Origin of the sequence: Okeania sp. KiyG1 (assembly GCF_014132355.1) — a bacterium.
In the GTDB taxonomy this organism is placed as follows: Bacteria; Cyanobacteriota; Cyanobacteriia; order Cyanobacteriales; family Microcoleaceae; genus Okeania.
Genome location: NZ_BLZO01000108.1, coordinates 1 through 25,595 on the forward strand (window position 1 = coordinate 1; position 25,595 = coordinate 25,595).

General features: G+C 37.9%; 22 protein-coding genes. 10 read left to right on the plus strand and 12 right to left on the minus strand.

The annotated features are described in order from the left end of the window. Positions 1 to 110: 110 nt before the first annotated feature. From SAGCYANO_RS25250 to SAGCYANO_RS25260, 3 genes are read right to left on the minus strand one after another with little or no spacing between them, the layout of a single operon-like run. Entirely contained in the window at positions 111 to 740 is a 630-nt protein-coding gene (locus SAGCYANO_RS25250; RefSeq protein WP_375339988.1) for a pentapeptide repeat-containing protein, read from the minus strand. Further along, the gene (locus tag SAGCYANO_RS25255; protein ID WP_202222612.1) at positions 734 to 1,306 is read right to left on the minus strand and encodes a hypothetical protein; all 573 of its coding nucleotides are present in this window, start codon (positions 1,304 to 1,306) and stop codon (positions 734 to 736) included. Before SAGCYANO_RS25255 ends, SAGCYANO_RS25250 begins: the two co-directional genes overlap by 7 nt. A gap of 5 nt (positions 1,307 to 1,311) precedes the next feature. Continuing rightward, entirely contained in the window at positions 1,312 to 1,728 is a 417-nt protein-coding gene (locus tag SAGCYANO_RS25260) for a hypothetical protein (protein ID WP_202222613.1), read from the minus strand. A 1,351-nt stretch (positions 1,729 to 3,079) separates the two neighbouring features. Here SAGCYANO_RS25260 and SAGCYANO_RS25265 point away from each other — a divergent pair. Then, positions 3,080 to 3,250, plus strand: coding sequence for a hypothetical protein (locus tag SAGCYANO_RS25265; protein ID WP_202222614.1), 171 nt, complete (start codon positions 3,080 to 3,082; stop codon positions 3,248 to 3,250). A 248-nt stretch (positions 3,251 to 3,498) separates the two neighbouring features. Here the strand turns inward: SAGCYANO_RS25265 and SAGCYANO_RS25270 are convergent, their stop codons facing one another. Then, entirely contained in the window at positions 3,499 to 5,193 is a 1,695-nt protein-coding gene (locus SAGCYANO_RS25270) for a tetratricopeptide repeat protein (RefSeq protein WP_202222615.1), read from the minus strand. A gap of 1,741 nt (positions 5,194 to 6,934) precedes the next feature. Here SAGCYANO_RS25270 and SAGCYANO_RS25275 point away from each other — a divergent pair. Next, on the plus strand, positions 6,935 to 7,225 hold the full coding sequence (locus SAGCYANO_RS25275) for a Mo-dependent nitrogenase C-terminal domain-containing protein (RefSeq protein WP_237396672.1): 291 nt from the start codon (positions 6,935 to 6,937) through the stop codon (positions 7,223 to 7,225). 254 nt (positions 7,226 to 7,479) lie between these two features. Here SAGCYANO_RS25275 and purQ read toward each other — a convergent pair whose 3' ends face one another. Further along, a complete protein-coding gene (gene purQ, locus SAGCYANO_RS25280) occupies positions 7,480 to 8,175 on the minus strand; it encodes a phosphoribosylformylglycinamidine synthase subunit PurQ (RefSeq protein ID WP_202222617.1) in 696 nt (231 codons plus the stop codon). Positions 8,176 to 8,783: 608 nt separating this feature from the next. Continuing rightward, positions 8,784 to 9,059, minus strand: a complete 276-nt coding sequence (gene purS, locus SAGCYANO_RS25285; RefSeq protein WP_202222618.1) for a phosphoribosylformylglycinamidine synthase subunit PurS — start codon at positions 9,057 to 9,059, stop codon at positions 8,784 to 8,786. 80 nt (positions 9,060 to 9,139) lie between these two features. Between purS and SAGCYANO_RS25290 the strand changes: the two genes are divergently transcribed. Beyond that, on the plus strand, positions 9,140 to 9,577 hold the full coding sequence (locus tag SAGCYANO_RS25290) for a Fur family transcriptional regulator (protein ID WP_202222619.1): 438 nt from the start codon (positions 9,140 to 9,142) through the stop codon (positions 9,575 to 9,577). A 100-nt stretch (positions 9,578 to 9,677) separates the two neighbouring features. On the opposite strand, the gene SAGCYANO_RS25295 is transcribed toward SAGCYANO_RS25290, so the two are convergent. The 3 genes from SAGCYANO_RS25295 to SAGCYANO_RS25305 all read right to left on the minus strand — a co-directional run bounded on the left by SAGCYANO_RS25295 (position 9,678) and on the right by SAGCYANO_RS25305 (position 12,694). Next, positions 9,678 to 10,628 (minus strand): SPFH domain-containing protein, encoded by a 951-nt coding sequence (locus SAGCYANO_RS25295; protein ID WP_237396669.1) that lies wholly within the window; start codon positions 10,626 to 10,628, stop codon positions 9,678 to 9,680. 241 nt (positions 10,629 to 10,869) lie between these two features. After that, positions 10,870 to 11,319, minus strand: coding sequence for an NfeD family protein (locus SAGCYANO_RS25300; RefSeq protein ID WP_202222620.1), 450 nt, complete (start codon positions 11,317 to 11,319; stop codon positions 10,870 to 10,872). Between the two features lie 136 nt (positions 11,320 to 11,455). Beyond that, positions 11,456 to 12,694, minus strand: coding sequence for an RNA-guided endonuclease TnpB family protein (locus SAGCYANO_RS25305; RefSeq protein WP_202222621.1), 1,239 nt, complete (start codon positions 12,692 to 12,694; stop codon positions 11,456 to 11,458). A 220-nt stretch (positions 12,695 to 12,914) separates the two neighbouring features. On the opposite strand from SAGCYANO_RS25305, the gene SAGCYANO_RS25310 reads away from it, so the two are divergent. The 3 genes from SAGCYANO_RS25310 to SAGCYANO_RS25320 all read left to right on the plus strand — a co-directional run bounded on the left by SAGCYANO_RS25310 (position 12,915) and on the right by SAGCYANO_RS25320 (position 15,717). Beyond that, positions 12,915 to 14,870, plus strand: coding sequence for a PP2C family serine/threonine-protein phosphatase (locus tag SAGCYANO_RS25310; protein WP_202222622.1), 1,956 nt, complete (start codon positions 12,915 to 12,917; stop codon positions 14,868 to 14,870). Between the two features lie 52 nt (positions 14,871 to 14,922). Then, positions 14,923 to 15,114, plus strand: a complete 192-nt coding sequence (locus tag SAGCYANO_RS25315; RefSeq protein ID WP_202222623.1) for a hypothetical protein — start codon at positions 14,923 to 14,925, stop codon at positions 15,112 to 15,114. A 378-nt stretch (positions 15,115 to 15,492) separates the two neighbouring features. Then, on the plus strand, positions 15,493 to 15,717 hold the full coding sequence (locus SAGCYANO_RS25320) for a ferredoxin-thioredoxin reductase variable chain (RefSeq protein WP_202222624.1): 225 nt from the start codon (positions 15,493 to 15,495) through the stop codon (positions 15,715 to 15,717). A 188-nt stretch (positions 15,718 to 15,905) separates the two neighbouring features. Here SAGCYANO_RS25320 and SAGCYANO_RS25325 read toward each other — a convergent pair whose 3' ends face one another. The 3 genes from SAGCYANO_RS25325 to SAGCYANO_RS25335 all read right to left on the minus strand — a co-directional run bounded on the left by SAGCYANO_RS25325 (position 15,906) and on the right by SAGCYANO_RS25335 (position 17,625). Then, on the minus strand, positions 15,906 to 16,148 hold the full coding sequence (locus SAGCYANO_RS25325; RefSeq protein ID WP_202222625.1) for a hypothetical protein: 243 nt from the start codon (positions 16,146 to 16,148) through the stop codon (positions 15,906 to 15,908). A gap of 303 nt (positions 16,149 to 16,451) precedes the next feature. Continuing rightward, positions 16,452 to 17,246, minus strand: a complete 795-nt coding sequence (locus SAGCYANO_RS25330; RefSeq protein WP_202222626.1) for a YdcF family protein — start codon at positions 17,244 to 17,246, stop codon at positions 16,452 to 16,454. 13 nt (positions 17,247 to 17,259) lie between these two features. Continuing rightward, positions 17,260 to 17,625, minus strand: a complete 366-nt coding sequence (locus SAGCYANO_RS25335; protein WP_202222627.1) for a hypothetical protein — start codon at positions 17,623 to 17,625, stop codon at positions 17,260 to 17,262. A 1,977-nt stretch (positions 17,626 to 19,602) separates the two neighbouring features. On the opposite strand from SAGCYANO_RS25335, the gene SAGCYANO_RS25340 reads away from it, so the two are divergent. From SAGCYANO_RS25340 to SAGCYANO_RS25355, 4 genes are all read left to right on the plus strand, one after another. Further along, positions 19,603 to 20,331: a choice-of-anchor K domain-containing protein gene (locus tag SAGCYANO_RS25340; protein ID WP_202222638.1), complete on the plus strand. Its 729-nt coding sequence runs from the start codon at positions 19,603 to 19,605 to the stop codon at positions 20,329 to 20,331. Between the two features lie 452 nt (positions 20,332 to 20,783). Further along, positions 20,784 to 22,115, plus strand: a complete 1,332-nt coding sequence (locus SAGCYANO_RS25345) for a hypothetical protein (RefSeq protein WP_202222628.1) — start codon at positions 20,784 to 20,786, stop codon at positions 22,113 to 22,115. Between the two features lie 232 nt (positions 22,116 to 22,347). Next, the gene (locus SAGCYANO_RS25350) at positions 22,348 to 22,848 is read left to right on the plus strand and encodes a hypothetical protein (RefSeq protein WP_202222629.1); all 501 of its coding nucleotides are present in this window, start codon (positions 22,348 to 22,350) and stop codon (positions 22,846 to 22,848) included. Positions 22,849 to 22,914: 66 nt separating this feature from the next. Then, entirely contained in the window at positions 22,915 to 25,521 is a 2,607-nt protein-coding gene (locus SAGCYANO_RS25355) for a VWA domain-containing protein (protein WP_202222630.1), read from the plus strand. Positions 25,522 to 25,595: the final 74 nt, after the last annotated feature.

Genomic DNA, 25,595 nt, shown 5'->3' on the forward strand with positions numbered 1-25,595 from the left:
ATAAGTACTGACTAATATTATACCATTTTCAAAAAATACTGTTACAGTGCTTTATTCTTTTGATAGGAGTTTTGAGATTAATACTGTAGCAACCTTTTTTGAATTTGGTATTATTTTTTTATCGGAGTCAAAATTAATGGGTCTTCTAGGGAGTCTTCAAAAATAGCTCCCTTCTTAATTAGTTCTTGCTTTAATTCTCTAGTAATTCCTAAACTATTACTACTAAATTTAGCGTTTATTACTATGGAATTTTCAAAGCTAGCTCCTCTGAGGTTAGCTCCTCTGAGGTTAGCTTCACTAAAGTTAGCTTCTCTGAGGTCAGCTTGTCCGAATTTAGCATCACTGAGGTCCGCATAAATTAGGTTAGCTTGTCTGAGGTTAGCTTGTCCGAATTTAGCATCACTGAGTTTAGCATCACTGAGTTTAGCACCTCTGAGGTCAGCACCTCTGAGGTCAGCACCTCTGAGGTCAGCACCACTGAGGTCAGCATCACTGAGTTTAGCAATTATGAGTTCAGCATCACTGAGGTCAGCACCACTGAGGTTAGCAAAACTGAGGTTAGCAAAACTGAGGTCAGCACCATTGAGGTCAGCATCACTGAGGTTAACACCCATGAGGTTAGAACCCATGAGGTTAGCATCACTGAGTTTAGCACCACTGAGGTTAGCATCACTGAGGTCAGCAATCGCAATATTTAAAACTTTACCATCTCTATTACTTCTAATCTTCTGAACTAAAATTTCTTTTTATCAACACCAGTAAGAGAAGATTTTAACTTAGCAATATCAGTATAAGAAATATCTCCAGCAATAGTCAGTGCCAACTTATTATCTTCAACAAATTTCACATCCTCTATTGGAATATCAAATATATCTTTAAATATTCCTGACTTAAAGGCATTTTCTAACTTTTCTAAATCTTCTTGAGCGCCATCAAAGAAAAATTTAATACTTCCTTCATCAATATCATAAATTGTCAATGAAGCTGCATTTAAAATTTCTCTTAAATGCTTTTCAATAGCTTTCAAAGTAGTTTTATCTTTTCTTTTTGCCGTCCCAGAAATAACATAGCCAATTTCGTATTCCTCATCTTTTTGACAAATATCTGAAGTTTTTTTAATAGATTCATTTTTGACTACATTGACTATCACATGAATGTTTTCTTGAGAATTATCAATATTGTTATCATCGCCTTGAATAATTGTACTTTCGTTACCTTGAGCTGTAGAATTATTATCTCCTTCAACAGATTGATTAGATTCTGAAGATGGTTGAAGCTCTTGTTTAATAACCTTCTCTTGGTTCATAATAATCAAGAAAAAATACTCCAAATTTTTCCAACAGCGCACCCCAAGTATCCGGCAACTTTTGTGACAGTAGGAAAAAGTTCATTGACCAACTCTTTCACTTCTTTAGTTGTCTTACCTGCTTCATTCAAAGTTTCATTTACTCGTTTCAAACTCTTAGTAATAGACTCTTTATCTGGCTCAGATTCTTGTACCTCAACTCTAGCAACTTCTAAACGTTTTACAGACTTTTCTCTGTCAGCTTCAGATAGTGCAGTCAAGCTCTGTATTTTTTCTTCTAAGTGAGCTAAGATTTCAACTACTTCAGTAGTAGTTATTTGTTCCTCTGCACTTTGAGAAACTTGACTCTGATTAAATGTACTCTTGTTGCCTTGAGCTGTTATATTATTATTTCCACTAACATTTTGATTATTTTTATTCATTTTTTGTGCAAAATTAGATTTACTAACATTTTCCTTATTTGATTCCTGATTACTATAGAACCTGTTTGGTATCTCTAAAAATTTAGGCGTTAGCGGAGCTTTGCGTCAGCAATCGCTCTTATTACTTAACTTAAGCATATATCTTTATCCTCAAGAAACATCTCCAATCATCAAAAATAAAATCAATTATCGTAGATAAATCATCAATTATTTCCTTCTACTCCCTACTCCCTACTCCCTACTCCCTCTTTTCTGGAGAGAGCTAAAAGATACCAAATCGGTTCTATAGAAAGTATGATGTTGACGTGGATTTATATTGTTCATCTAACTAATAAATTTCTCACTTGTACCGTTAGTGTAAATATTGGTAGTATTAATAGAATTACCGCCAGCTTCACGGAAGACTTGATAAATTCTTTAGCTTTCTTCTTAAGAAGAACCCCAACCCCAGTCTTCGCCAAAGGTCATTGTTCCTAAACAGATTTCTGATACTCTAAGTCCACTTTTTCCTAATAATTTATATTGCATCTTGTTATGTACTCCTAAATAATTAAGTCAGTGAAATTAGTGAATCAAACAATATCTATAATAGTTTATAGTTAGTGATTTTTGTTAATCACTTGCCTAGAACAAATAATTAATATTGCCTGATTATTTTGCTTCATCTAAACCAAAAGCCTACTTAAAAACAGTTAGTGATAAAAAACCTTCTCTGTTTGAACCTTTCTTTTCCTTCTGCCTTTTGCCCTCTGCTTCTTTCTCTTTTTTCTTCCTTCTTCCTTCTTTCTTCCCTCCTGACTCCTCCGTCGTTTATTGATAACTATTCAACCGGACATGATATAATATCAAATCCATTTAATTCGGCACGTAAAAAATATTCCATCTTCAACGATTACCAAATATTTCTCCCCTCCAGGGAGGGGTTAGGGTGGGTCCCCATCTCCCCATCCCCCCATCTCGCTATCTCCCCATCTCCCTATCTCCCCATCTCCCCATCTAATTACACCGATGCTACCGGACATAATATAAGCTATTTAATTAAACCGGATTTAGCTGATTGTGAAACTGTATTCAACCAGATTTTTAATTGGCATAATGCAAATACTCAAAAATTCGTAATTCCTCTACTTTACTTGTGCAAAATCCCTACTTTAATAATTTCATACAGTTAGCACATTTTTATCTAAATAAATTTACACTCATAAAAATCTATAAACTGATATTTTGGTAAAATTTTTGATGATCTATATCACTATCCAGTTTGTTATTTGTCACAATTGTATTTTGCGGACAAGAGTTAATAGAAGTTGTATCTATAAGTATGGATTTTAATGTGAGGAGATTAATCAAAATGAATAATAATACATCTAAAGAAGCACGACAAATTCACAACAACTATAACAAAGAACAGATGAATGCCATCGCTCAAGCTATGATTGTCAGTTTTGCTTGGTCTTGGGCAGATTTATTACAGGAAAATAAGACTAAAAACAACAATAATGTTGGCAATGCTGCTTCATAACTAAATATTATGTTTGGTAAAAAAATATTTATCATGGCAGTAGTAGTGCAAGTATTTTTAGACAGATAAATACAATATTTAATAAGCAAAATTAAATTAGTTTTACCGAAAAATTGTGGTTGAAAGTCTCCTCTTTTAAGGGGATAAAAAGAAAATTTTTCATGATTACTCAATCCTCTTCTTTTAAAGGAGAGGTAATTAGTAATTATTAATTATTAATTATTAATTATTAATTATTAATTATTGAATCAACCTTGCATCCTTAACTGATTTTTCCTATTAAGTGCTTCTTGGTAATCTGGCTTAATATCCAAAGCTATATTGTAAGAACTAACTGCTTGTTGAATATATCCTAATTTTTCCAAAACTAATCCTCTTTTAAACCATATTTGATGATTACCTGGTCTTAAAGAAACTATTTGGTCATAGGCAGCGATCGCCTCTTCATACTGCTCTAACTTTTCCATAATCTTAGCTAATTCTGACCAAGCTTGATAATTATTAGGCCAAATATCAATAGCTCGATTATAACTAATAGCAGCCTCTTGAGTATTTCCCATTTTTGTTAAACATAATCCTCGTTGTAACCAAGCATCAAAATTATGAGGTTGTTTCCCTATGACCAAATCATAAGCTGCTATTGCTTGAGAATATTTTTGTAACTTTTCTAAAGCAGCTCCTCTTTGTAAACCTACTTTAGCTACAGAAACTCCTTGTTTAACGCTCATTTCTATTACTTTGTCATAAGCCGCTAATGCTGCTTCATACTGCTGGAGTTTTTCTAATGCTTCTCCTCGACAATTCCAAGCTTCTAAAAAATCTGGTTGGGTAGTAATAGCATTACCATAAGCAATAAGAGCTTCATTATACTTACTAAGTGCCATGAATGCTTTGCCTCGACCCAACCAAGATTCTGGATAATTAGGATTAATTGTAATTGCCTGATTAAAAGATTCTAATGCCTCATCATATTTAAATAAATCTAATAAAGTATGACCGCGACTAATCCAAGCTTCCGGTAAATTAGCATTAAGATTAATTGCTTTATCAAAACAAGCAATTCCTCCTTCTTTCCAATGATTTTTTAAAGCTAATCCTTTATAAAACCAAGCTTCATAATCATCTGGATTTAATTTAATTACTTTATTAAAAGAAGAGACTGAATCGTGATATTTATGTAGTTGACTTTGAGCAATTCCTCGGTTAAACCAAGCCAAATAATTATCGGGTTGTAATTCTATTGCATGGTCGTAACTAGCTACTGCTTCACCATAACGGTAAGTTTCAACTAAAGCTAATCCTCTATTTAACCAAATCTGATAATTATCAGGCTGCAATTTTACCGCACAATCATAAGCACCCAATGCTTCAGGATATTTTTTTACGTTTAATAAAGCTTGCCCTTGAGCATACCAAATTTCTCCTATCATCGGTTGTATTTTCAGTGCTTTTTTGTAGCAGTTTATAGCAGCTTGATACTGTTTAAATTCAGCTAAAATAATACCTTTATTGTACCAGAGTTCATAATTATTTTGGTTGAGTTTTATTCCTTTGTCAAAACAAGCGATCGCTTCTTCATACTGTTTTAAATTAGATAATACAACACCGTAACAATTCCAAGCATCATCATCGTTTGACTTGATAGATAGCGATCGCTTATAAGCTTCTATTGCTTGTTCATATTTTTGTAATTTATAGAAACTATGAGCTAGTTTTAACCAACCTATAGCCCAGTCTGGCTTAATTTTAACAGCATTTTCGTAGTAGGATATAGCTGACTCGTATCTGCCCATGTTATACATTCTGTTGCCACGGTCATATTCTGGAAATGCAGAAAATATACTAAAAATGCCGTTAGACACTGAGGTGTTTTGGCTACTGTTATTATCTAATGTTGTTAAAAATGTCAATTTTTGGGATGATTGAAAATCGCTTTTGTTCATAATTGTTTTTCCTTGAGCTTGATATAATCTATCTGAAAATAGTATTATATCCTGTGAATTTATTTAAAATAGAACTTACCCGTAACCACAAATATAATAGGGGTTAACGGTCGTTAACCCCTACAAATGGTCTATAATTTCGTCTTCTGCGTAAGTCCTAATAATATCAAATCCGGTAGCATCGGTGTAATTAGATGGGGAGATGGGGAGATGGGGAGATAGGGAGATGGGAGGATGGGGGATGGGGACCCACCCCTAACCCCTCCCTGGAGGGGAGAAATATTTGGTAATCGTTGAAGATGGAACATTTTTTACGTGCCGAATTAAACGGATTTGATATAAAATCCAAATCGAAAACAAAAGGGGTGCATCTCAATTAAGCGATAAGTAATTATACTCAAGAAGAGGGAATGCTCAAAACACTTGGTGAATTTACAGGTAAACTCAGACTATAGAGCATCCTGATTTTTGGGGTGCATCTCTTCTCTTATGTGCAAAAATACTTTTTTCCTATTTCCTATTCCCTATTCCCTTCATACCTAAAAGCGATAAATTTTTGGCTTTCTTCAAAACTGAGATACACCCAACAAAAGAGTATTTGAGCAAAGTTTCACTACAAAATGAAAAAACAGGGTTAGGTATAGTGACAGCGGAGCATTGCGTCAGGAGTATCACCCATCAAATTGCGATAAAATTTTCGTAGAAGAACACCGCTTATGATATTACCTGGGATTCTACACTTGGACAAGGGAGAATATTTGTACTTAGTATACCAAGATTTTACCATACTATATATATTGTTTTTTCAATATCTTTATCATCAGAAAAACTAATCAATTTTATATATAATATTTATACTTGTGAATAATTAAGACGCGACAATTAGCTTAATTGGTGTAACAATCAAATAGGTGACAAAAACAGGTTAGTTATTATCCACTTTTAAATAAAGAGCTGAAAAATATAACTAACCTATTTTTAGTTTTAGCGCGATGTGTTTGCGGAGCATTCCGTAGGAAACGCGGCGATAAATATAAAAAATAGGGCGGGTTGGCATTCCGTTCTTAAAGCTCGTGGAGCCCGACGGAATACCAGGGCAGCGAAACGAGAGAGCTTACACTATAGCGCCAGCGAGCGTGTGGGAGTATGTCACGCAAATTTATTTGCCTCAGCAATCTTAGACGTTCCTTTATGTTGTGCTGAAAATTGGGAGTAGAGACTTTAAGTAGTAGGTCTCTCAAAAATACTACTGCCGATAATTCTAATACAGGGGGAGGACATCACCTCTGCCAAAACTGCGGTCAGTGTTTCCCGATGGAATAATCCCGCGTTGTTGCGTAAGCGTAACGTCGGGAGTATGTCAAACTTGTTGATGCCATGGAAAAGAAGTTAGTCTAAAAACTTCTGCTGTTGAGGACAGTAAAAATCACTTACCGCATCCTCAGACTATTTGCAATCAATCCTTCTAGTTACTTAAACCTCTCCACATTAGTGTGTGGGGAAAATTTCTACTGCAAAATCAAAAGTCAATATCTTGAAAAAGTAGTCAGAGGTCAGGTAGAAAAGATCATTAACTTTTGACTTTTGCCAATAAGTTGATAATGACTATTCACATATTACCTTTCCGGTAAAGTCAAAAAATAAACTGTAGAACTCTTATAGAAAGTCTTGAGACACTATGCAAAATCTAGTAAAAACAGGGGTATGGACGAAACCCCAAAATATTAACATTCTAAATGCTATGACTACTCGTATGTTATCTACAGTACCTAAATTTAAGCCATTAAAACCCTTGCGAGGATGGCTAGACCATATAGAAATTAATAATCCTAAATTAGCTAAGTTTCTGTGCCAATTAATTCCTAGTCAGTGCCCCTTTGAGCGCGATATCACTTTTTTTGGTCATATCTTGTTTCATATTCCTCCCATGTGCAAACTTAACCCTCTTTATGATGAATTAATTGGTTTGAGGTTTAGAGCTTTGTGTTATTTAGCGGATGTTTGTGGGGAAGATATAACCTCATACTGCTAATCTGGGGAACAATAATGGGACTCATACTGCTTTTCATGTTAGCGACAGCCAAAGGCAAAGCTTTCCCACCTAAAAATTAATCAATTGAAATCAACTTTTATTTTATGGGAAAGCTATGAGGTACATTACCAAATAATTAAGGTTTAAAGCCTCTCCTTTAAAGGAGAAACAAGAAAGATTTTTCCTTTGAGTCAATCCTCTTCTTTTTAAGGAGAGATAATAATTAATTATTAATTATTAATTATTAAATGTAGCTAAATTCCAACCACAGACATTAATAATCCCTTAAATAATTTTATGCCATCTGTATCACCTAACATTGGGTCTGATGCTCTCTCTGGATGAGGCATCATTCCCAACACATTGCCTTGACGGTTGCAGACCCCAGCAATATTATTAAGAGAACCATTGGGATTAGCTACTTGACTAATTTCACCATTCTCCGTGCAGTAACGAAATAAAATTTGACCATTATTGTCTAATTCTTGCAACGTTTCTGCATCAGCATAATAACGACCTTCACCATGAGCTATTGGTAAACGAATCACTTCTCCTTTTTGATAATCAGAAGTCCAAGGAGTATCAGAGTTCTCTACTTTGACCGGAACTCGATCGCAAATAAAATTTAATTGCTGATTTCTGATTAATGCTCCCGGCAATAGTCCTATTTCTGTCAATATCTGGAAACCATTACAGATACCTAAGACTAACTTACCTTTTTGGGCATGAGCAACAGTTGCTGCCATGACTGGAGAAAAACGAGCGATCGCCCCGCATCTGAGATAGTCACCATAACTGAAACCTCCAGGGACAACTATTACATCTAGACCGGAAATATCTTCTTCTTGATGCCAAACCATGCGAGTTGGTTGACCTAATAAATCTTGAGTTACCCAAGCTACATCCCGATCGCAGTTGGAACCGGGAAACACAATAATACCAAATTTCATATTAATTTAATTTCAATTATCGTTTCTATACTCCGAAGGGTAATACCAATTACCATGCATTAATCCCACATTCCGCACCACAAAATGTAGCAACCGAATCAGGAGTCAGGAGACAACCCACCCCTAGCCCCTCTCCCTCCCAACCCACCCTAACCCTCCCAGGAGGGGAGGGGAAGACAGGAGACAGAATTTGAGAAGAAAATCATAACTGCCGTGATTGAGTAATCAATCAAACAAGTATTTATGCGTAAATTTTTTACTCGGAAGATCGATGAACGAAAAAAGTAATTGAGATGATTTGCATAGTATAAATACCTACCAAAATACAAATTTATATACTACTTTTAATGATACACTCTTGAAGTGTGGAATGTGGGTTAATGCTTAACTTAGACCGCCTTTTTGATAATTAGCACTCTAGGAGCGCATTAATTATTATATTATTATGTTTACCAATGGATAATTGATAATTGATAATTTATAATTAATCCCCAAAGGTTTAAAGCCTCTCATGAGCAAGGAGAAAAAAGAAATCTGATTTCCTGATCTTCAATTCCGTAACGGTTAAAACCCGAGGTAATTATCCATTATTCATTATCCATTATCCATTAATGAACACCTTCTTTTATAGTTTCCATTAAATCAAAACGATAATTTTCAATGACCGGATTAGCTAATAGTCGATCACAGATTAATTCTAGTTGTTCCTTCGCTGTTGCTTCATCAGTTGCCTGAAGCATCAACTCAATATATTTACCAATTCTAATTTCTTCTACATTGTCATATCCCATTTGTGCCAACCCAGATTTAACAGCAGTACCAGCAGGGTCTAAAACAGATGGTCTTAGGGTAACATAGATATGTGCCTGATATTGTTTTGTCACGTGATTAAAAAATTTTAGATTTCAACTGACCACGTTAGATATTATCAGTTAAGTTATATTTATAGTTAACAAAATTGGCCATGAAATCCAATCGTACCCGGTCTCAAGAGCGTATTTTGAAGCTATTAAAAATCCAGAAGCGATCGCTATCTGCCCAGGATATTTATTCAGCACTACGCGAATGTGACCAACCTCTGGGGTTAGCAACAGTATATCGTTCTTTAGATGCCCTCAAGCAACAAGGTGTAGTGACTGTCCGGATTTTGGCCAATGGTGAATCTGTTTATAGTTGCTTGCAGCACGACCAACATCATCTGACTTGTGTAAAATGTGGGACTTCTATTCTGATTAATGAATTTTCTGTCCATAATTTAGAAAATCAATTACAGAAGTCCCACAACTTTAAGATTTTTTATCACACTTTAGAGTTTTTTGGACTTTGCGACCGTTGTACTTTAACTAGAAGAAGGAGTCAGGAGACAGAAGACAGGAGACAGAATCAATTGCATGGGGATTGAAACCCCAAACGCTTCCTAGTTGAGTCGAGGTTGCTCATCCCCTCCTAAAGTCAAAAAAGTCCTAATGCTAATTGCTGATTGCTGAGTGCTGACCGCTTATTTAACTATTAACTGAATTTTTGCCCTCTGTTACAATGGAACGCATACCTTCTAAAGTTGCTGGAATATTGCGGGGGTCCATGAACATGACTTTACTACTATCACTACTACCAATTGTCTGACCCATATCCAAATAGTTTTGAGCCAATAAAAATTGGAGTGCTTCTTTAGCATTGGGGTCTTGATGGAGGGTTTTAGTAATAATTCCTAATGCTTCAGAAGTTGCAGAAGCTCTTAATACTTGAGATTGACGTTCAGCTTGAGCTTTAAGTACAATTGCTTTTTGTTGTGCTTCTGCTTCTAAAATAGTTGCTTTTTGACGTGCTTCGGCATCAAGGACTTGTGATTCGGCCTTACCTCTGGCAGAGTTAATAGCAGAATCTCTTTCCCCTTCTGAAGTTAAAATTGCTGCCCGTTTTTGTCGTTCCGCAGTCATCTGTAATTCCATAGAATCTTGCACTGCTTTGGAAGGACTAATATCTCGTAATTCTACCCTAGTTACTTTTACTCCCCAAGGGTCAGTAGCAATGTCTAATTCTCTGAGAAGAACTTCATTAATTTCTGTGCGAGCTGTAAAGGTTTGGTCCAATTCTAATTTACCCATTTCTGCCCGAATTTGAGTTAAAACTAGATTAGTCATTGCAGATTTGAGATTTTCTACTTTGTAGTAGGCTTTTTCTAAATCCATAATCCGCCAATAAACCACAGCATCTACACTAATTGCTACGTTATCTCTAGTAATACATGGCTGAGGTGGAATATCTAATACTTTTTCCCGAATTGTTTCTTGATAAGAGATTCTATCTAAAAATGGGATAACAAATTTCAAACCAGCATCTAATTTTCTGCCATTATATTTACCTAAAGTTTCTACTAAAGCTTCATTTCCTTGATTAATAACTTTGACACTTCCGGCTAAACTTGAACCACCTAAAGCTAAAAAGACTAACAAAAAAACTGTTGCATTTTTAATCTCCTAATTATCTAATTAGTTGTTATTTCAATTGATTTTGGTTGTAAGCATTCAGCTGTCAGCTATCAGCTATCAGCCATTAATTTTTGGGAAGGTAAAAGCAACCTTTGAAATTGAGGAAAGAATAAAAATTACTGTCAAAGTCCCCGGACTAAACCTGAGAAGTAATTATTCATTACCCATTGCTATTTGCGTAGCATTCCGCAGGAAATGCTTACCTTTACTTAGGGAGATAAACTGAAGAATTTAATAAATTTTCTGGCAATACAAATAAAGTATTACCTTCACGTCTAACGACAATAACTTTTTCATGAGCAGCGATCGCGCCACTTTCATCGTCACATTTTGCCCGCCAAGAATTACCTTCATAAATGACTCGACCAGGCTGGCCTGGTAATATTTCTGTTAAAGTTTCTGCCTCTTGAGAATCTGCAATAGTCGCCACTGTATGATTGGGCAGCAGACGACGGAACCCAAGAATAGAAGCTACAGAAAAAATCATCCACAAGGCCACTTGTACGCTAATAATAGGAATTAAGAGGGACACTCCTGCCACAACAAAGGCACTCAGTCCCATCATAAATTCAACAAAGGCTGTGGGTACGAGGAGTTCTAAAAAACAAAGAATTGCCCCAGCCAGTAACCAAAATATCGTTGGATTTATTGACATCCTTATCTCGTTAAATCAAAGGTTATAGTAGTTTAACTTAAAAATGAGACGTTTTTTTGTCTGAAACTCCCTCATAGCAAGAAAGCTTTGTCTCAATCTAAAGTTAAATGACTGTATAACGGGAGATTCCTAAACCTCACGATTTAGGTTTACTGCTTGAGTGGCACTTATCTAGGTTGAAAACAACCCCCGACAGTACGCCTACACAGTCAATTTGTTGAACCACGGTCTGCCCGACCGCAGTGACACCTCGATGACAAATCACTTTTGCTGCTGCCACATCACGGTTGATTTCGTAGTGACATTCAGGACATTTATGAATACGTTCAGACAAATCTTTCTTGCCTGTATGCGCTCCACAATTCGGACAAATTTGACTGGTATATCTGTAGTCTACCTTGCCAAAATAAACCCCTCGTTTCTTGCATACCCAAGCCAAGATATTGAAAAACTGACCGAACCCTGCATCTAAAGTATGTTTACCTAACATTCCTTTAGCCCAAGTTCTAAAATCCAGGTCTTCCACAAATATCATTCCTGCTTGGTCGCATAAATGATGAGCTAGTTTAAAGTGAAAGTCTTTTCGGGTGTCTGAGATTTTTTGATGAAGTTTTGCTATCTTTTGGTTAAGTTTATGTCGATTTGCTGACCCCTTAGGTTTTAACTTTAATCTACGTTGCAGTAATCTCAACTTGCTATTTAGTTTGGTTAAAAACTTTGGACGTTCAATCAACTCACCTTCAGAAGTTGCTAAGAATTTATCAAGTCCCACATCAATCCCTAATGGGTATCCAGAAGCAGGGGTGTCCGGAACACTGACAGGACTCTGTAGAGATAACATGACAAAATACCCACTTGCTCGTCTGACCAATCTTACCTGTTTTAGTTTAAATCCTTCTGGAATTGGTCTAGATAATCTCATCCGAACTAATCCAATTTGGGGTAGTTTTATGTACTCGTTAGAGATGGGATTATTTTTAAACTGAGGGAAGACAAACGACCTCATTCTGTATTTGTTCTTAAAGCGTGGGAAGCCATAACCCTGCTGTTTCATGTTGCTAAATGCCTTTTCCAAATTCTTGAGAACTTGCTGTAAGACTTGAGCATTTGTTCTTTTGAGTTCAGGGTTAGTCTTCTTAGCTTTAGTTAAGCTAGCTGCTTTTCTGTTGTAGTTAGGGTAAGGTGCATCCCCAGGGATTATATACTCTTGATACAATGAGCAAGAATTAACCGCACATTTCCTACTGTTTATCCAGTCTTTTCGCTCTCTCAAGGCATAATTCCACACCTTCCTACAGACCGCCAACATATCTTCAATGATGGCTATCTGCTGTTGAGAGGGACTTAACTTAAACTCGTAGGTTAGTGTTATCATGTCCACATCATAACATAATTCTATTTGAGTGTGGTGTTAGGTTAGACTCTTGCTAGTCTTGGTCAGTATCTGTTTTTATTTTGGTCGCGATTCCGAACCCGGTAAATCAGAGATTATACCGGGAGTCCTCAAGCTCAATTTTTGATAGAAATTCTCAAATTAATATTTCTCGTATAATTTTTAAATTTTAAATTTTGATTTTAATTATTAACTGAATAAAATGTCTTCTACCCCACTAATTTATTGCCCAAATATTAACTGTCCTGATCCGGCCAACTCCTGGGGTCGCCAAGAGTGCGAAGCTTGCCAAACTAAATTAATCTATCGCTATTTATGGGCTGTTGATGCCGGAGCTGAGATTCCTGTTGGGGAGTTACTGGGCGATCGCTACTATGTTGTAAGTCCACAAGTATGGGTGGATACTAAACCTGCTCAACCTCCTTTTATGTATGAGGAGTTACCAGATAATATAACGCCATATTTACATTTATATCCCTATAGGCTCCATACACCAGAGGTACATGGTTTCTATCAATATGGAGAAGAAACTTATCCTACAGATATTCTGTTGTTAGACAACGTTCCTCTAGACTCTCAAGGTCAGTTATGTCCTGCTTTTGTAGATGCTTGGCCGACAGCAACACCTGTACGTCAAGTTTACTGGTTGTGGCAAATGATGCAGTTATGGAAACCTTTATCAAAAGAGCGTGTAGCTTTCAGTCTCTTGGCAAATAGCTTAAGGGTCGAAGGTTGGCGGTTACGACTGTTAGAGTTGGACTTACAAAACCGTAACACTAAACATAGAGATTTAAGGATTTTTTGGTCTAATTTAATTCCCACTGCTCATCCTCATATCCAACAGCCATTGCAAGAAATTTGTCAGATGATTGGGGATATTGGGGAATCTCTGGAGGCGATCGCCCCTAAATTGAACCAACTCCTATTGGAACAGGCGGCCCAATTACCATTAAGTGCGGAAATAGTAGGAGCTACAGATACTGGGCCTGTGCGTCTCCATAATGAGGATTCTTGTTATCCAACGGAACAAGATTTAGCTAGCAAGGAGTTAGTGCCCCATTTAGCAATGATTTGTGATGGGGTAGGTGGCCATGATGGCGGAGAAGTGGCTAGTCAACTAGCAGTACAGTCCATTAAAAGATTAGTACAAAATCTATTGACAGAAGTAGGCCAACAACAGGATTTAACATCACCAGATTTGGTAATGAAACAACTTGAGGAAATTATTCGGGTAGTTAATAACATGATTGCCACTGAGAATGATGAACAAGGAAGAGAGTCCCGACAACGTATGGGCACAACATTAGTTATGGCGCTACAGTTGCCCCAACAGGTGAAGTCTTCTCCAGAATCAAATCCGAATAATGCCCATGAGTTGTACATAGCTAATTTGGGAGATAGTCGTGCCTATTGGCTAACTAAAAATACTTGTCAATTGTTGACTGTGGATGATGATGTGGCTTCTAGGGAGACGCGTCTTGGTCATTGTCTTTATTGGCAGGCATTAGAACGTCGTGATGCGGGTGCCCTGACTCAGGCTCTTGGTACGAGGGATGGGGAGTTTATTCGGCCAACTATTCAAAGATTTTTGATTGAAGAAGAGGGTTTATTGCTATTATGCTCGGATGGTCTGAGTGATAATGATTGGGTTGAGAAGTCTTGGAATGAGTATACTCCCAGGATTTTTCGAGGCGAATTTTCTCTCAAGCAGGCGGTTGAGTATCTGATTGAGTTGGCAAATCAGAAAAATGGTCACGATAATACTTCGGTGGTACTTGCCCACTATCGCATTTCTCCAGAGCAGTTGGTTTTATTGAATAATCCTACAGCAAAACCTTTGGCACAGGAAGTAATGCCAGAATTATCTGAGGCTTCTAAAGCACTTCTTTATAGTGATGATGATGATGTTCCGGAGCTGAAACCTGAAGTTGACCTTGACTCTGACCCTGATTCTGAGGTGGAGGCCATGCCAACTTCTTCAGGGTTAAGGCCCTGGATGTTTATGGTTGGTTTATTGTTGATCTTATTTGTAGGGGCAGTTGTAGCGGTGTGGCGGAATTGGGAAAATTTCCGCCCAAATTCTAATGATGTTCCTGAATCTTGGGAAAGTCCAATGATACCTGAGCCTTCAGAAGTTCCTGTTTCTCCTGATTCTTAATGTTTAATTTTGGACTTATAGCTGATATATAGTCCGGTTAAACAGTTATAGAATGGTTAAGTCTTTAGGAGTCAACCCACCCCTAACTCCTCCCAGGAGGCAGGGTCTATTTATTGTCACGCTTAGAAAAATTGATGAGGAGATGGGGAGATGGAGAGATGGAGAGATGGAGAGATGGAGAGATTTGTATATTTGCACAATTTTTTGTATTTCTTATGAATATTCTCTGACGACAAAGAATTAGCCCTGCTCCCAGAAGGGGAAGTAAACCCACCCCTAGCCCCTCCCTGGAGGAAGTAAACCACCCCTAGCCCCTCCCTGGAGGGGAAGGAACGAGTCAGGAGTAGAGAGAATCACAAAAATTTAGTAGTTATGACGATTGAAGATTTTTTTATGTCCAATCAAACGGATTTGATATGATATATAATCGAGATCCAGCTGATTAGTTTTTGTATGAATAGAGAGGGTAGGCAGTAGACAGTAGGGGAGAGTCTTTATTCAATTGACGTGACTTTGGGGTTGTTTTTATGGAAGAATAGGAAAATTCTTAAAGCTAGTGTAATTTCGTATTAGAGCTACATTAGTTGAATTTCTAGGAGATGATAGTACAAGGTTTTAGTATATGAAAGTAGGCGATCGTGTTCGCGTTAATACCTCTGTTATGGTTTATATTCATCCTGAACATAAAGGACAACCATTCGAGCTGAAAAATCAGGAAGGGGAAGTGGTTGCTATTGTCAATGAATGGAAAGGTAGACCAGTTAGCGCTAATCTACCAATTCTTGTCAAGTTTACAGAAAAATTTAAAGTTCATCTTAAGGAAGAGGAATTAGAACTTATAGAATAACTTAAGGTTAATATTAATAGGATTTATTTTTCCTGTGACTGGTTTAATTCCCCACTGTCTACACGGTGCTTAAAATTGTTTGGGGTTATAAGGCACGAAATGGCGTGTCGAATACTATCCCCATGCAATTTTTCCTTCTGCCTTCTGCCTTCTGCCTTCTTCCTGGGGGATTGTCCCCATTTATGCTCCTATTTTTTTACTTCAGGGTGAATTAATTTCAAGAAAAAACCAAAAATATTAATATCACTCTGCATTTTTTGTAGTTCTTTTTGGTGTTGTTCAGCTATCTCGTAATACCACTGACAATAATTTTGAAAATCTTCTCTATATTTTACTTCCTGATAAAATTCCTGAGTAGTTTGATAAATTTGAAAGATTTCTGTAGCAGGTGAATTTGCTTCTGGAAAGATGCTTCTTAATTCTGGAGGCATTGAGAGTAATTCCTATTTATTAAGTTTATATAGCAATCTTAATTTGAGCTGTGAGATATTATAGATTTTAGGGAATAGGGAATAGGGAATAGGGAATAGGAAATAGGGAATGAGAAACACTGAAGCAATAAAATTATCACAAATGATTTAGGATTGCTATATAGCATTTTTATCTAGTATTCAGCAAGATTTTTTCTCTTTTGACTATTCCCTAAAAATTCATAATATGTAGCAATTCAGATAATATTGCTACATATTAAATCCTTGTTCTACCCTAACTACTGACTGACTGCTAAAAAAATATTATAACCAACCTCGCAGACGATATACAATTATACCTAGATACTCTTTTAAAGCTTTAGTAGAATTTTGTAAATTTGCAGCATCAGGAATAATATTTAAGAGAATTCCTTGCCAACTATCTTGTTTTTCCTGTAAGTCTCTTTCGGTAACTAAAAAATCTGTTGGTGCCGGAATTACTGATATTTTCTGTTTTTTGAAGATTGATATTGAGCGGGGAGTATGCAGTGCTGAAGTCACTAACAAAACATTGCCTTTAATTTCATTTTTATCTAAAATTTGTTTGACATTAACAGCATTTTGATAAGTATTCAGAGAATCAGTATCTTGTAAAATTGCTGTTTTTGGTACTCCCATAGTTTCAGCAATTTCTGCCATATCTCCAGACTCAGGGTTCCCTCCATCTTTCCAGTCAACTCTACCCCCACTTAATATAATTAAAGGAGCTTTACCCTGCTGATATAATCTTATTCCATGTAAAATGCGATCGCCTGCTTCACTAAAATCTACCCAAGGACGGGGTGAATTTGCAGGTTTAATTCCACCACCTAAAACGACAATTGCTTCTGCCGATGGTAATTCTTTCGGCGGTAAATTTTGCCATTCTAAAGATTTAATTAGTCCTTGAGAAACCCACGAATTACTAAACGTAAATGTTACTGTAAATGCTAGAAAAATTACTAATGCTGACCATTTAGGATACCACCACAATAAAATAAAAGCTATCAGCATTAGCAGGCAAGATAATCCCAAAGGATAGATAAATAAAGGGAGTAATTTAGAAAAAAACAAAAACATTAGAAGTCAGAAATTAGTATTTTTTTCGAGCTTTTTGATATCTTCTTGAAGAAACTGGACTTGACCTTGAAAGCCAACTTAAGATAGAAACACCGCTACGTTCTCTAGGGGTTTTTGGCCATGTTTTAGGTGGTTTAGGTGGTTTAGGTGGTTTTGATTCTTTTGGAGAATCTACAGGTTCAGCATTTGTTTTCTCTGGAATTTCTGGCCTTAATTCTATTTGTGACCAATACCCTAATAAACCAGCAGAAATACCTCCAATTATGCCAAATACAATACTTGATTTGATTGTATATTCTAGGAGGCTTAAGCTAATACTGAAAAATAGAGTAGCTGCTAGTCCAGCAATTAAGCCTGTTGATATTGATTGTTTATTCATGCTTTTTCATAGTTATTACAGACAACAATTTTTTCTAATTTAACTAAAAATTATAGTTTTCATTCAATTTTTGACATCTTCCCGACGTTGCTCTACGAGACAGTGTGGGATTCCCTAACATCATTGGCAGGGGCTTTCTGCTGCCTCTTGACAGATTTATATTATCAGGACTTACGCATAACTACCAGATATTGTAGGGGTTAACGGCCGTTAACCCCTACAAATGGTGTATAATTTTGTCTTTCGCGTAAGTCCTGATTATGTATGAAACCGCTCTTATTGATTGGCATTCCCATAGGACGCTCCCCCTGACCGGAGAGCGCGGGTATAAATGCCAACATGTTGATAAAATTTTTGCTCAGATAAACCAAATCCTTGAGGGCGGGGTCTTATATCAAATCCGGTTGAATACTTATTATTATAGTTGGGAGTGGGGGAAGTAGGGGAGTAGGGGAGTAGGGGAGTAGGGAGCATTTTTCTATCTGTTTGGTGCGCTACCAAATGCTACTAACGTCGTCGCGGGGTCGCATCCGCTGGCCTCCCCTATTCTCGTTCCTGAATTTCCACTGGCTCGCTCAGACTGAGAACCGCAGCTAAAAGTACATACCGCGTGCAAAGATACGATCGGGGGTTCTATAAGAATAAAGCTCCCACACTTCCTTTTCATTCAACCGAAAGTATTCAAATATCATTTCATCAGCACTCACCAAAACATATTCTTTCAAGGTAGAAATGTGACGTTAACGAAGTCAGAAGTCAGAAGTTAACCCACCCCCGCCCCTCCCCAACCCACCCCCACCCCTCCCAGGAGGAGCTAGGAGGCGAAGTAGGGGATTTGAGCTTCGCTCCAAAAATATTGCGCCTTAAAAGGCGGGGTTGGGCGACCCATATTATTTTGATAATTTTTAATTTTTTTCCTCTATCAAGAGATTATGTGTCACGATCGCATTATATCATGTCCGGATAATTAGCGATCAAAAAAACTTTCTCCTTTTCCTCCTCTTATTTCTTGCTTCTTTCTTTCCTCCTGACTCCTGAGGACTGACTCCTCCGTCATTTTATTTACTAAGTAATCAACCGGACATAATATAACTCCAAAAAAACTGAGATCATGTTGTTTTTTTTCCTCAATTTGGATTACATTTACTTGAGAATTTCTTTAGATTTAGCGATCGCATTTAGATGCGCTTACCCTGCGAGAATACCCAACAACTCTATTGATACCATCAAAAAAAACTGTATATAAAAACTCAAAAATATTGATCGGGACTTATGCATAACCACCGCATATAGTAGGGGAATTACGAAGTCTACGCAAGCAAACGGCCGTTTACTGACGCATAGCTGACGAATGACGCCCCTACAGATGGTGTATAATTTCGTATTTTGCGTAAGTCCTGTTGATATATAAACTCTTATAGCTGATTTATGAATAAATTCTAAAGAAGCTGTTGCCCAAATAATTTCAGATGTTATGATTAATTTCAGTTGAGGCAGATAATAATCAATGAATCAATGAGTCGTCTACTTGTGATACGACTGACACCACGCTCCGCGATCGCCAAGCCTCAACGTCTTTATTGAATTGAAACAACAGAGCGGAGACCTTTTAATTGGTAGTTCTTTATCTGAAGGATATACAACTTTAGAATAAATGAGCTAAACAGGAAGAAGCGTATACTACATATAACACCTAAGCTATTTACAGCACTTTTTAGGATAGTGAGGTACAGCTTATTAATTCTCTGTTGCCTGTTGCCTGTTGCCTGTTGCCTAAAGCACTAAATTTTGTACCTCATCAAGTCCAAAACTGGTGTAATTAGGTGAAATTAAGCAGATACACAAAATTAATTACACATTTTTTCAGACTAAATCCCTTATATTGTATGTCTCACATCAAATTAGGGTAGGTAAACAATTTTGTTTAGATGCTTAAATTTATTCTCAATAAGATGCAAATCAGGAGAATAGTTAACCATGAACAAAACTAAATTTTTACCAACCTTAATGGCAACTACTACAATATTGTTTGCTACAATAGGAAAGGTTGAAGCTATTACTTTTGCTGGAACATCATCTGGTTCTTGGGGTATACCTACTGGAACATTTGGTGCATTTCTCTCAAATGAAGGCAGTGGTACAAACAACAGACTAACTTGGGGAACTTCTGGAGGTGGATCTTTCACAAACGCAAATTATGTTCAGTATGATGGTTTAGGTTTCAGCACAAATGTAAATACCCTATTTGCAGTTGGTGATTTAACCTATCGTAATGGTATGACATCTCGAAGCAGTCATAATTTTAGAGGAGATTTCCCTCTAGAGATGGAGTTGTCTTTTACTAATCCTTTCAATAGTGCAGAAAACTTCAACTATACTTTCAACATTATTAACACTCGCAACACCACAGGAGACCCAGTTTTAGATGGAGATAGACTCAGATTTCAAGCTAATGGTCTGACAAGTGATACTTTTAATTTTAATGGAGTAGATTACACCCTAAATTTAATAGGTTTTTCTAGTGACGGTGGTAATACTTTTGTCAGTGAGTTTAACTCTCCAGAATTTTCAGTAGCAGAGTCAATGTTATATGCTGAAATTACAGCAACATCTCCAAGCGCTGACGTTCCCGAACCCGCAACAATAATTGGTTTGGGTTTACTTGGTGTTTATCTAGCAGGTTCATTGAAGAAAAAGCGTAAATAGGGCTTGCTGATTAAATATCAAAGCATTTACTGATATTGGTTTTAGGCTTTTTATGTCTGGAAAAAGTATGAGCTTTTCAGCAAGCTATTGTTAAAAAAGTGGGGATTTTCCGGAAGCAAAAGCCGAAAAATAACTGTTACTATTGTTTTGGTCACTGACTCTGTAATTCCCATTTATTCTACGTCCTAACTACTGCCTACTGCCTTTTTCCCCTCCAGGGAGGGGAGGGGCGAGGGTGGGTCCCTACCCCAGCAAAAAGACTTTCCATAAGCAAACCCTAAATAGTGGCTTTTAGGCACAGGATTACAGCTAGCAGTTATAAACCCCGCTGAAGAGCTATGGCTCAGTAGGAATCTCCGCGCCTGACTCTTGCCTCCTGCAGAGGAGCTACGCTAACGCTAACAGGCCAGAGAGGATGTCAATTTTTAACGTTTAATTAAAGGAGAAAAACAATGAGTACTGATGTTGTTTTGTTACAGGATTTGACAGGTTCATACCGTAATGACTTGCCTAACTTGAAAAAGCAGATTCCAATCGCTGTCAATCGTTTGACCAACCCATACCTCGAAGAAATTTTTGGCCCTGATATTCAGTTTGGCATTTCTACTTTTAAGGACAAACCAGTCTCCCCTTTTGGTGCCCCTAGTGACTACGTTTACCAATCAGAACTTGCTTTTACAAGTGATATTGGTACAGTAAAAAATGAAGTTGACAGCTTTTCTGCTTCAAATGGTGCTGATGGACCAGAGGCTCAATTAGAAGCGCTAGCCCATACAGCATTTGATAGTGATGGTGGTCTTAATTATCGTTCAGGTTCAACCCGGATCGCTGTGATATCTACCGATGCGTCCTATCATGTTGCTGGAGATTATGCAACTGCCCCCGCTAACGATCTAGATAGCAATATTGAAGATGAAGACTATCCCACAATTGCTGGACTCAAATCGGTTTTGGAAACCGAAGATATGATACCTGTTTTTCTAGTTACTGATGGTGTAGAAGGAACTTATGAAGATTTAGTCGATCAACTAGGTCGTGGTTATGTTACCAGCCTTAATCCCGATAGTTCCAATGTCTCAGACGCTATTAAGTACGCAGTTGCTAAATCGAATTTAGGCGCTGCTCTTGAAGAAGGTACAACTAGCTCTGATGAAATTAATGGTGACGGTAGTGATGATATTATCTTTGGACTAGACGGGGAGGACCAGATTTTCGGATACGGTGGTGACGACTTCCTTGACGGCGGGTTTGACCTTGACTACCTTTACGGAGGATCGGGTTCTGACACAGTTTCTGGTGGCGATGGTGCTGATTATGTAGAGGGAAATAACGGTCCTGATACTCTGATTGGGGGTAGTGGAAATGATACTTTATTAGCTGGAGTCGGCAACGACGTTTTGCAAGGAGATGATGGCGATGACATATTAGATGGTGGTTTAGACCCCACATTTAGCGATAGTGATACCTATGTCTTTGATACTGGAGCTGAATACGGTATTTTAGAACTCGGAGTAGATCAAATTACTTTCTTTAAACCTAATGACAAAATCCAACTGTCTCAAGACACTTTTACTGCAGTAGATCCCACTAACTTTTTTGCTTCAGCATCCACGGTATCTGATGCCGAAACAGTAGATGAGACAATTGTTAATGTAGGCGGAGATTTGTATTATAACGAAAATGGTGTTGACCCTGGTTTTGGTTCAGGAGGGCAGTTTGCATCTGTGTCATTCAGTTTTTTACCTTTAACTTCTAGCAGCTTTGATATTGTTGACACGGATTGACAAGCAAGCTAAAAGATACAGGACCAGGACTTACGCAATGGCGCTAAGTATAGTTGGCTTGTTTTGAGTAATAACAAGTTTATACGCTATATATAGCAGTAATGCGTAATTCCTGGGGATTCAATACTATTAACTATCTGGATGAAAACGGAAGACTAACTAATCTGGTAGGCGATCGCTTGATTCCACCTGCATCTAATACTGAATACTGAGGACAAAGGTAAACAGAAAAATGAAAAATCTTTTAGGTTGTAGCACATTTTTGGGAGTGTCATTTGTTCTTTTTCTTCTCTACGCAGGTTTAAATGTTTCAGGATTTTGCTTTGCACAGATGCGCTATTTAAGCGATGAGGATAAATTTAGACAAGAATTTGAGAGACTAAATTGGCCAGGCAAGGTTTTCCTCAAGGATAGGCAAAATAAGGAAAAAGGGGGGCAACGTTACGAAAAAATAAAATACGAAAGCTTTGAACAGTATATGGAGAGTAACTCCAACTGCTGCGCTATGCGTTCTGCTTCTGGCAGTACTTCTCCTTGGGATTGGAAACGCATCACAGGTGTTCATGGCGGAGAAGTTACAGTTATGAATTATACCATTTATTATCTTGATGAAAATGGCAAGCGGAGATCGCAGAAAATGATATTTGAAACTGTTCAGGGAAATTGTGGAGAACGCTGGTATTTTCTGGAGCCATCTTATGTAAGTGTAATCTCAACTGATGCACCTCAATAATGGCAAACGTTTCAACTACATTCAAAGTGTAAATTTCTAGTCAATATACATAGGAGCAATAAAATCATGGTAACAGGACCCTTAGGACCGACAGCACCGGATAAACCGTTAGCAGTAAATGAAATAACAAATTGGTACTTGTACGGACAGGAAACAACTCCAAGTAACCAGGATCTGGTAGATGAAAAGTGGATTCGACCTGCCTCTGTAGCCGATCCTATTATTCTTCCAATTTCTGCGACACAGTTTATGGAGACTGTTGGGAGGTTTGCTATTGGGCCTCAGTTTGAACTGGTACAAAAGTTTTTCGAGGAATTTTCTAAACCTGCTGGAACTTATAATAAAGCACAAGTAGGACAAGAATTTGGGTTGGACAGTTATGGCTGGAAGATGAAGCATTATAACTGGCGAGATGGAAATGATGACTATGCAGAACGAGTTTACCTTTATAACACGCAAGAATATAAGATTTCCGACGATGCAGAATTTAAGGTTAATACTGACGGTTCAAAGGAGATAATAAATTTCGCCATTGAGCCTCGGGAATATGAAGAAGAACCAGATTTTTCTGGTCCTGATGGTATTATAGACCGGGATAACTTTGATTTTGAGGGGGGTAGTTTTTTTACTAATCTGGGTAATACAATTCTTGAGCCAAACGTAGATCCCTCTAAAATTGGTCGAACAATATATTTTGATTATGTTAATGAGGACTTAATTCCCAGAGATCCATCATACGATAGCTCAGATTATTACAGTGATGTTCTGACAAAAGAATCATTTACTGAAGTTAATATTTTGAATCCCGCTAAAGCAAATGAGTTAAGGATCGAAATAAATAAACTGACAGATGATTTATTTGATGATGGCGTGACTAAATTCCTAGATGACAAAAACCAACCGATTATTTATGGTACGCAAGAAGCAGATGAACTTTCTGAATTAGGATTTAATGCTCCAAAGCTTGAACCTTTTTTGCAAGATGCTGCTGTTTTTATCGGTGGTAGTGGAAACGACACAGTACTTCAAAGTACTCTAGGTGATAAGACTTTAATTGGTGGCAAGGACAATGACACAATGTCAGGATCGTTACTAGGGTCAAACGATGTGTCCGTCTATGAAGGTCCAAAAGCAGACTACAACATTGAATTTCTAACCAACGGCTCTGTCAAGATCGCTGACACAGTGGGAGACCGCGACGGTACTGATATCTTAGAAGAGGTAGAATTTGCACAATTTTCAGACGAAAAGGAGCCCATCGGTCCGGCGCAAGATATCTCTTTCGTCATCGATAGAACTGGTAGCATGAGCGACGATATCCAGGCGGTAAAAGCTAGTGCCAGTCAAATCGTTAATGCCATTTTCAATAGCGATAGTACCTCTCTTGATTCTCGGATATCCGTTGTTGGATATAATGACTCCGGACCAACAACTTATCTTTCCTTCACCGACCAGCCAAAAATCGAAGACCGAAAAACTGCAGCCATAAATGCCATCAATAGCATTTCAATTAGTGGCGGTTATGAGCCAATGAATGGCGCTTTGATTCACTCACTTTCAGGCAATGCGGGAGACTGGCGTTCAGAAGCGATCGCCCGACGGATATTTCTATTTGGCGACGAACCTGCTAACGACCCCGAACTGCTGTCTCAGGTGTTAGAGCTAGCATCCGATGTGGGGGTTTCTACTTCTGGCAGCAGCCTTTCTATGTCGTCAATTGCAGGGGATATTGAGACCAGCAGCGTTAATGAGGACTTGGCAGTCACGCGCTTTGCCTTACAAACGACAGAATCTGACGGCACTTCGACAACAGTTCCTGTGGAAATATTCACCATTCTAATTGGCAGCAATTCTGCTGCTTTGACCGATTTTCAAAACCTCGCTACTGAAACCGGAGGAGAATTTTTTAATCCTGCCAATGCTTCCGAAGTAGTAGATGCGATCCTCGCAGCGATAGAAACTCCTATCGTTGAAGAAGGCCAGAGAATAGAAGGAACAGATGGTGATGATACAATTACCGGTTTCGGAGGTGCAGATACTCTCATTGGTAACGGTGGTGACGATACGATCTTTGGAGTAGACGGGGAGGACGAGATTTTCGGATACGGTGGTAATGATGTCCTTGACGGCGGGTCAGACCCTGACTTCCTTTACGGAGGAGCGGGTTCTGATACTGTTTCTGGTGGCGGTGGCGCTGATTATATGGAGGGAAATAATGGCCCCGATACTCTGATTGGCGGTAGTGGAGATGATACCTTAATAGCTGGGGTCGGCAACGACATTTTGCAAGGAGATGATGGCGATGACATATTAGATGGTGGCTTAGATTCCACATTGAGCGATAGTGATACCTATGTCTTTGACACTGGAGCTGAATACGGTGTTTTAGAACTTGGAGTAGATCAAATTAGTTTCTTTAAACCTAACGACAAAATCCAACTGTCTCAAACCACTTTTACTGCAGTAGATGCCAGTAACTTTTTTGCTGAAGCATCCACGCTATCTGAGGCCGAAACACTAGATGGGACAATTGTTAATGTAGGCGGAGAATTGTATTATAACGAAAATGGTGTTGAGCCTGGTTTTGGTTCGGGAGGACAGTTTGCATCTGTCTCATTTAGTCCTTCACCTTTAACTTCTAGCAACTTTGATATTGTTGAGGCAGTGGCTTGATATCAAATCCGGTAGCATTCATGTTATTCAGCATTATAAGATTGTGGGGGCGAATGGCCATTCGCCCCTACACA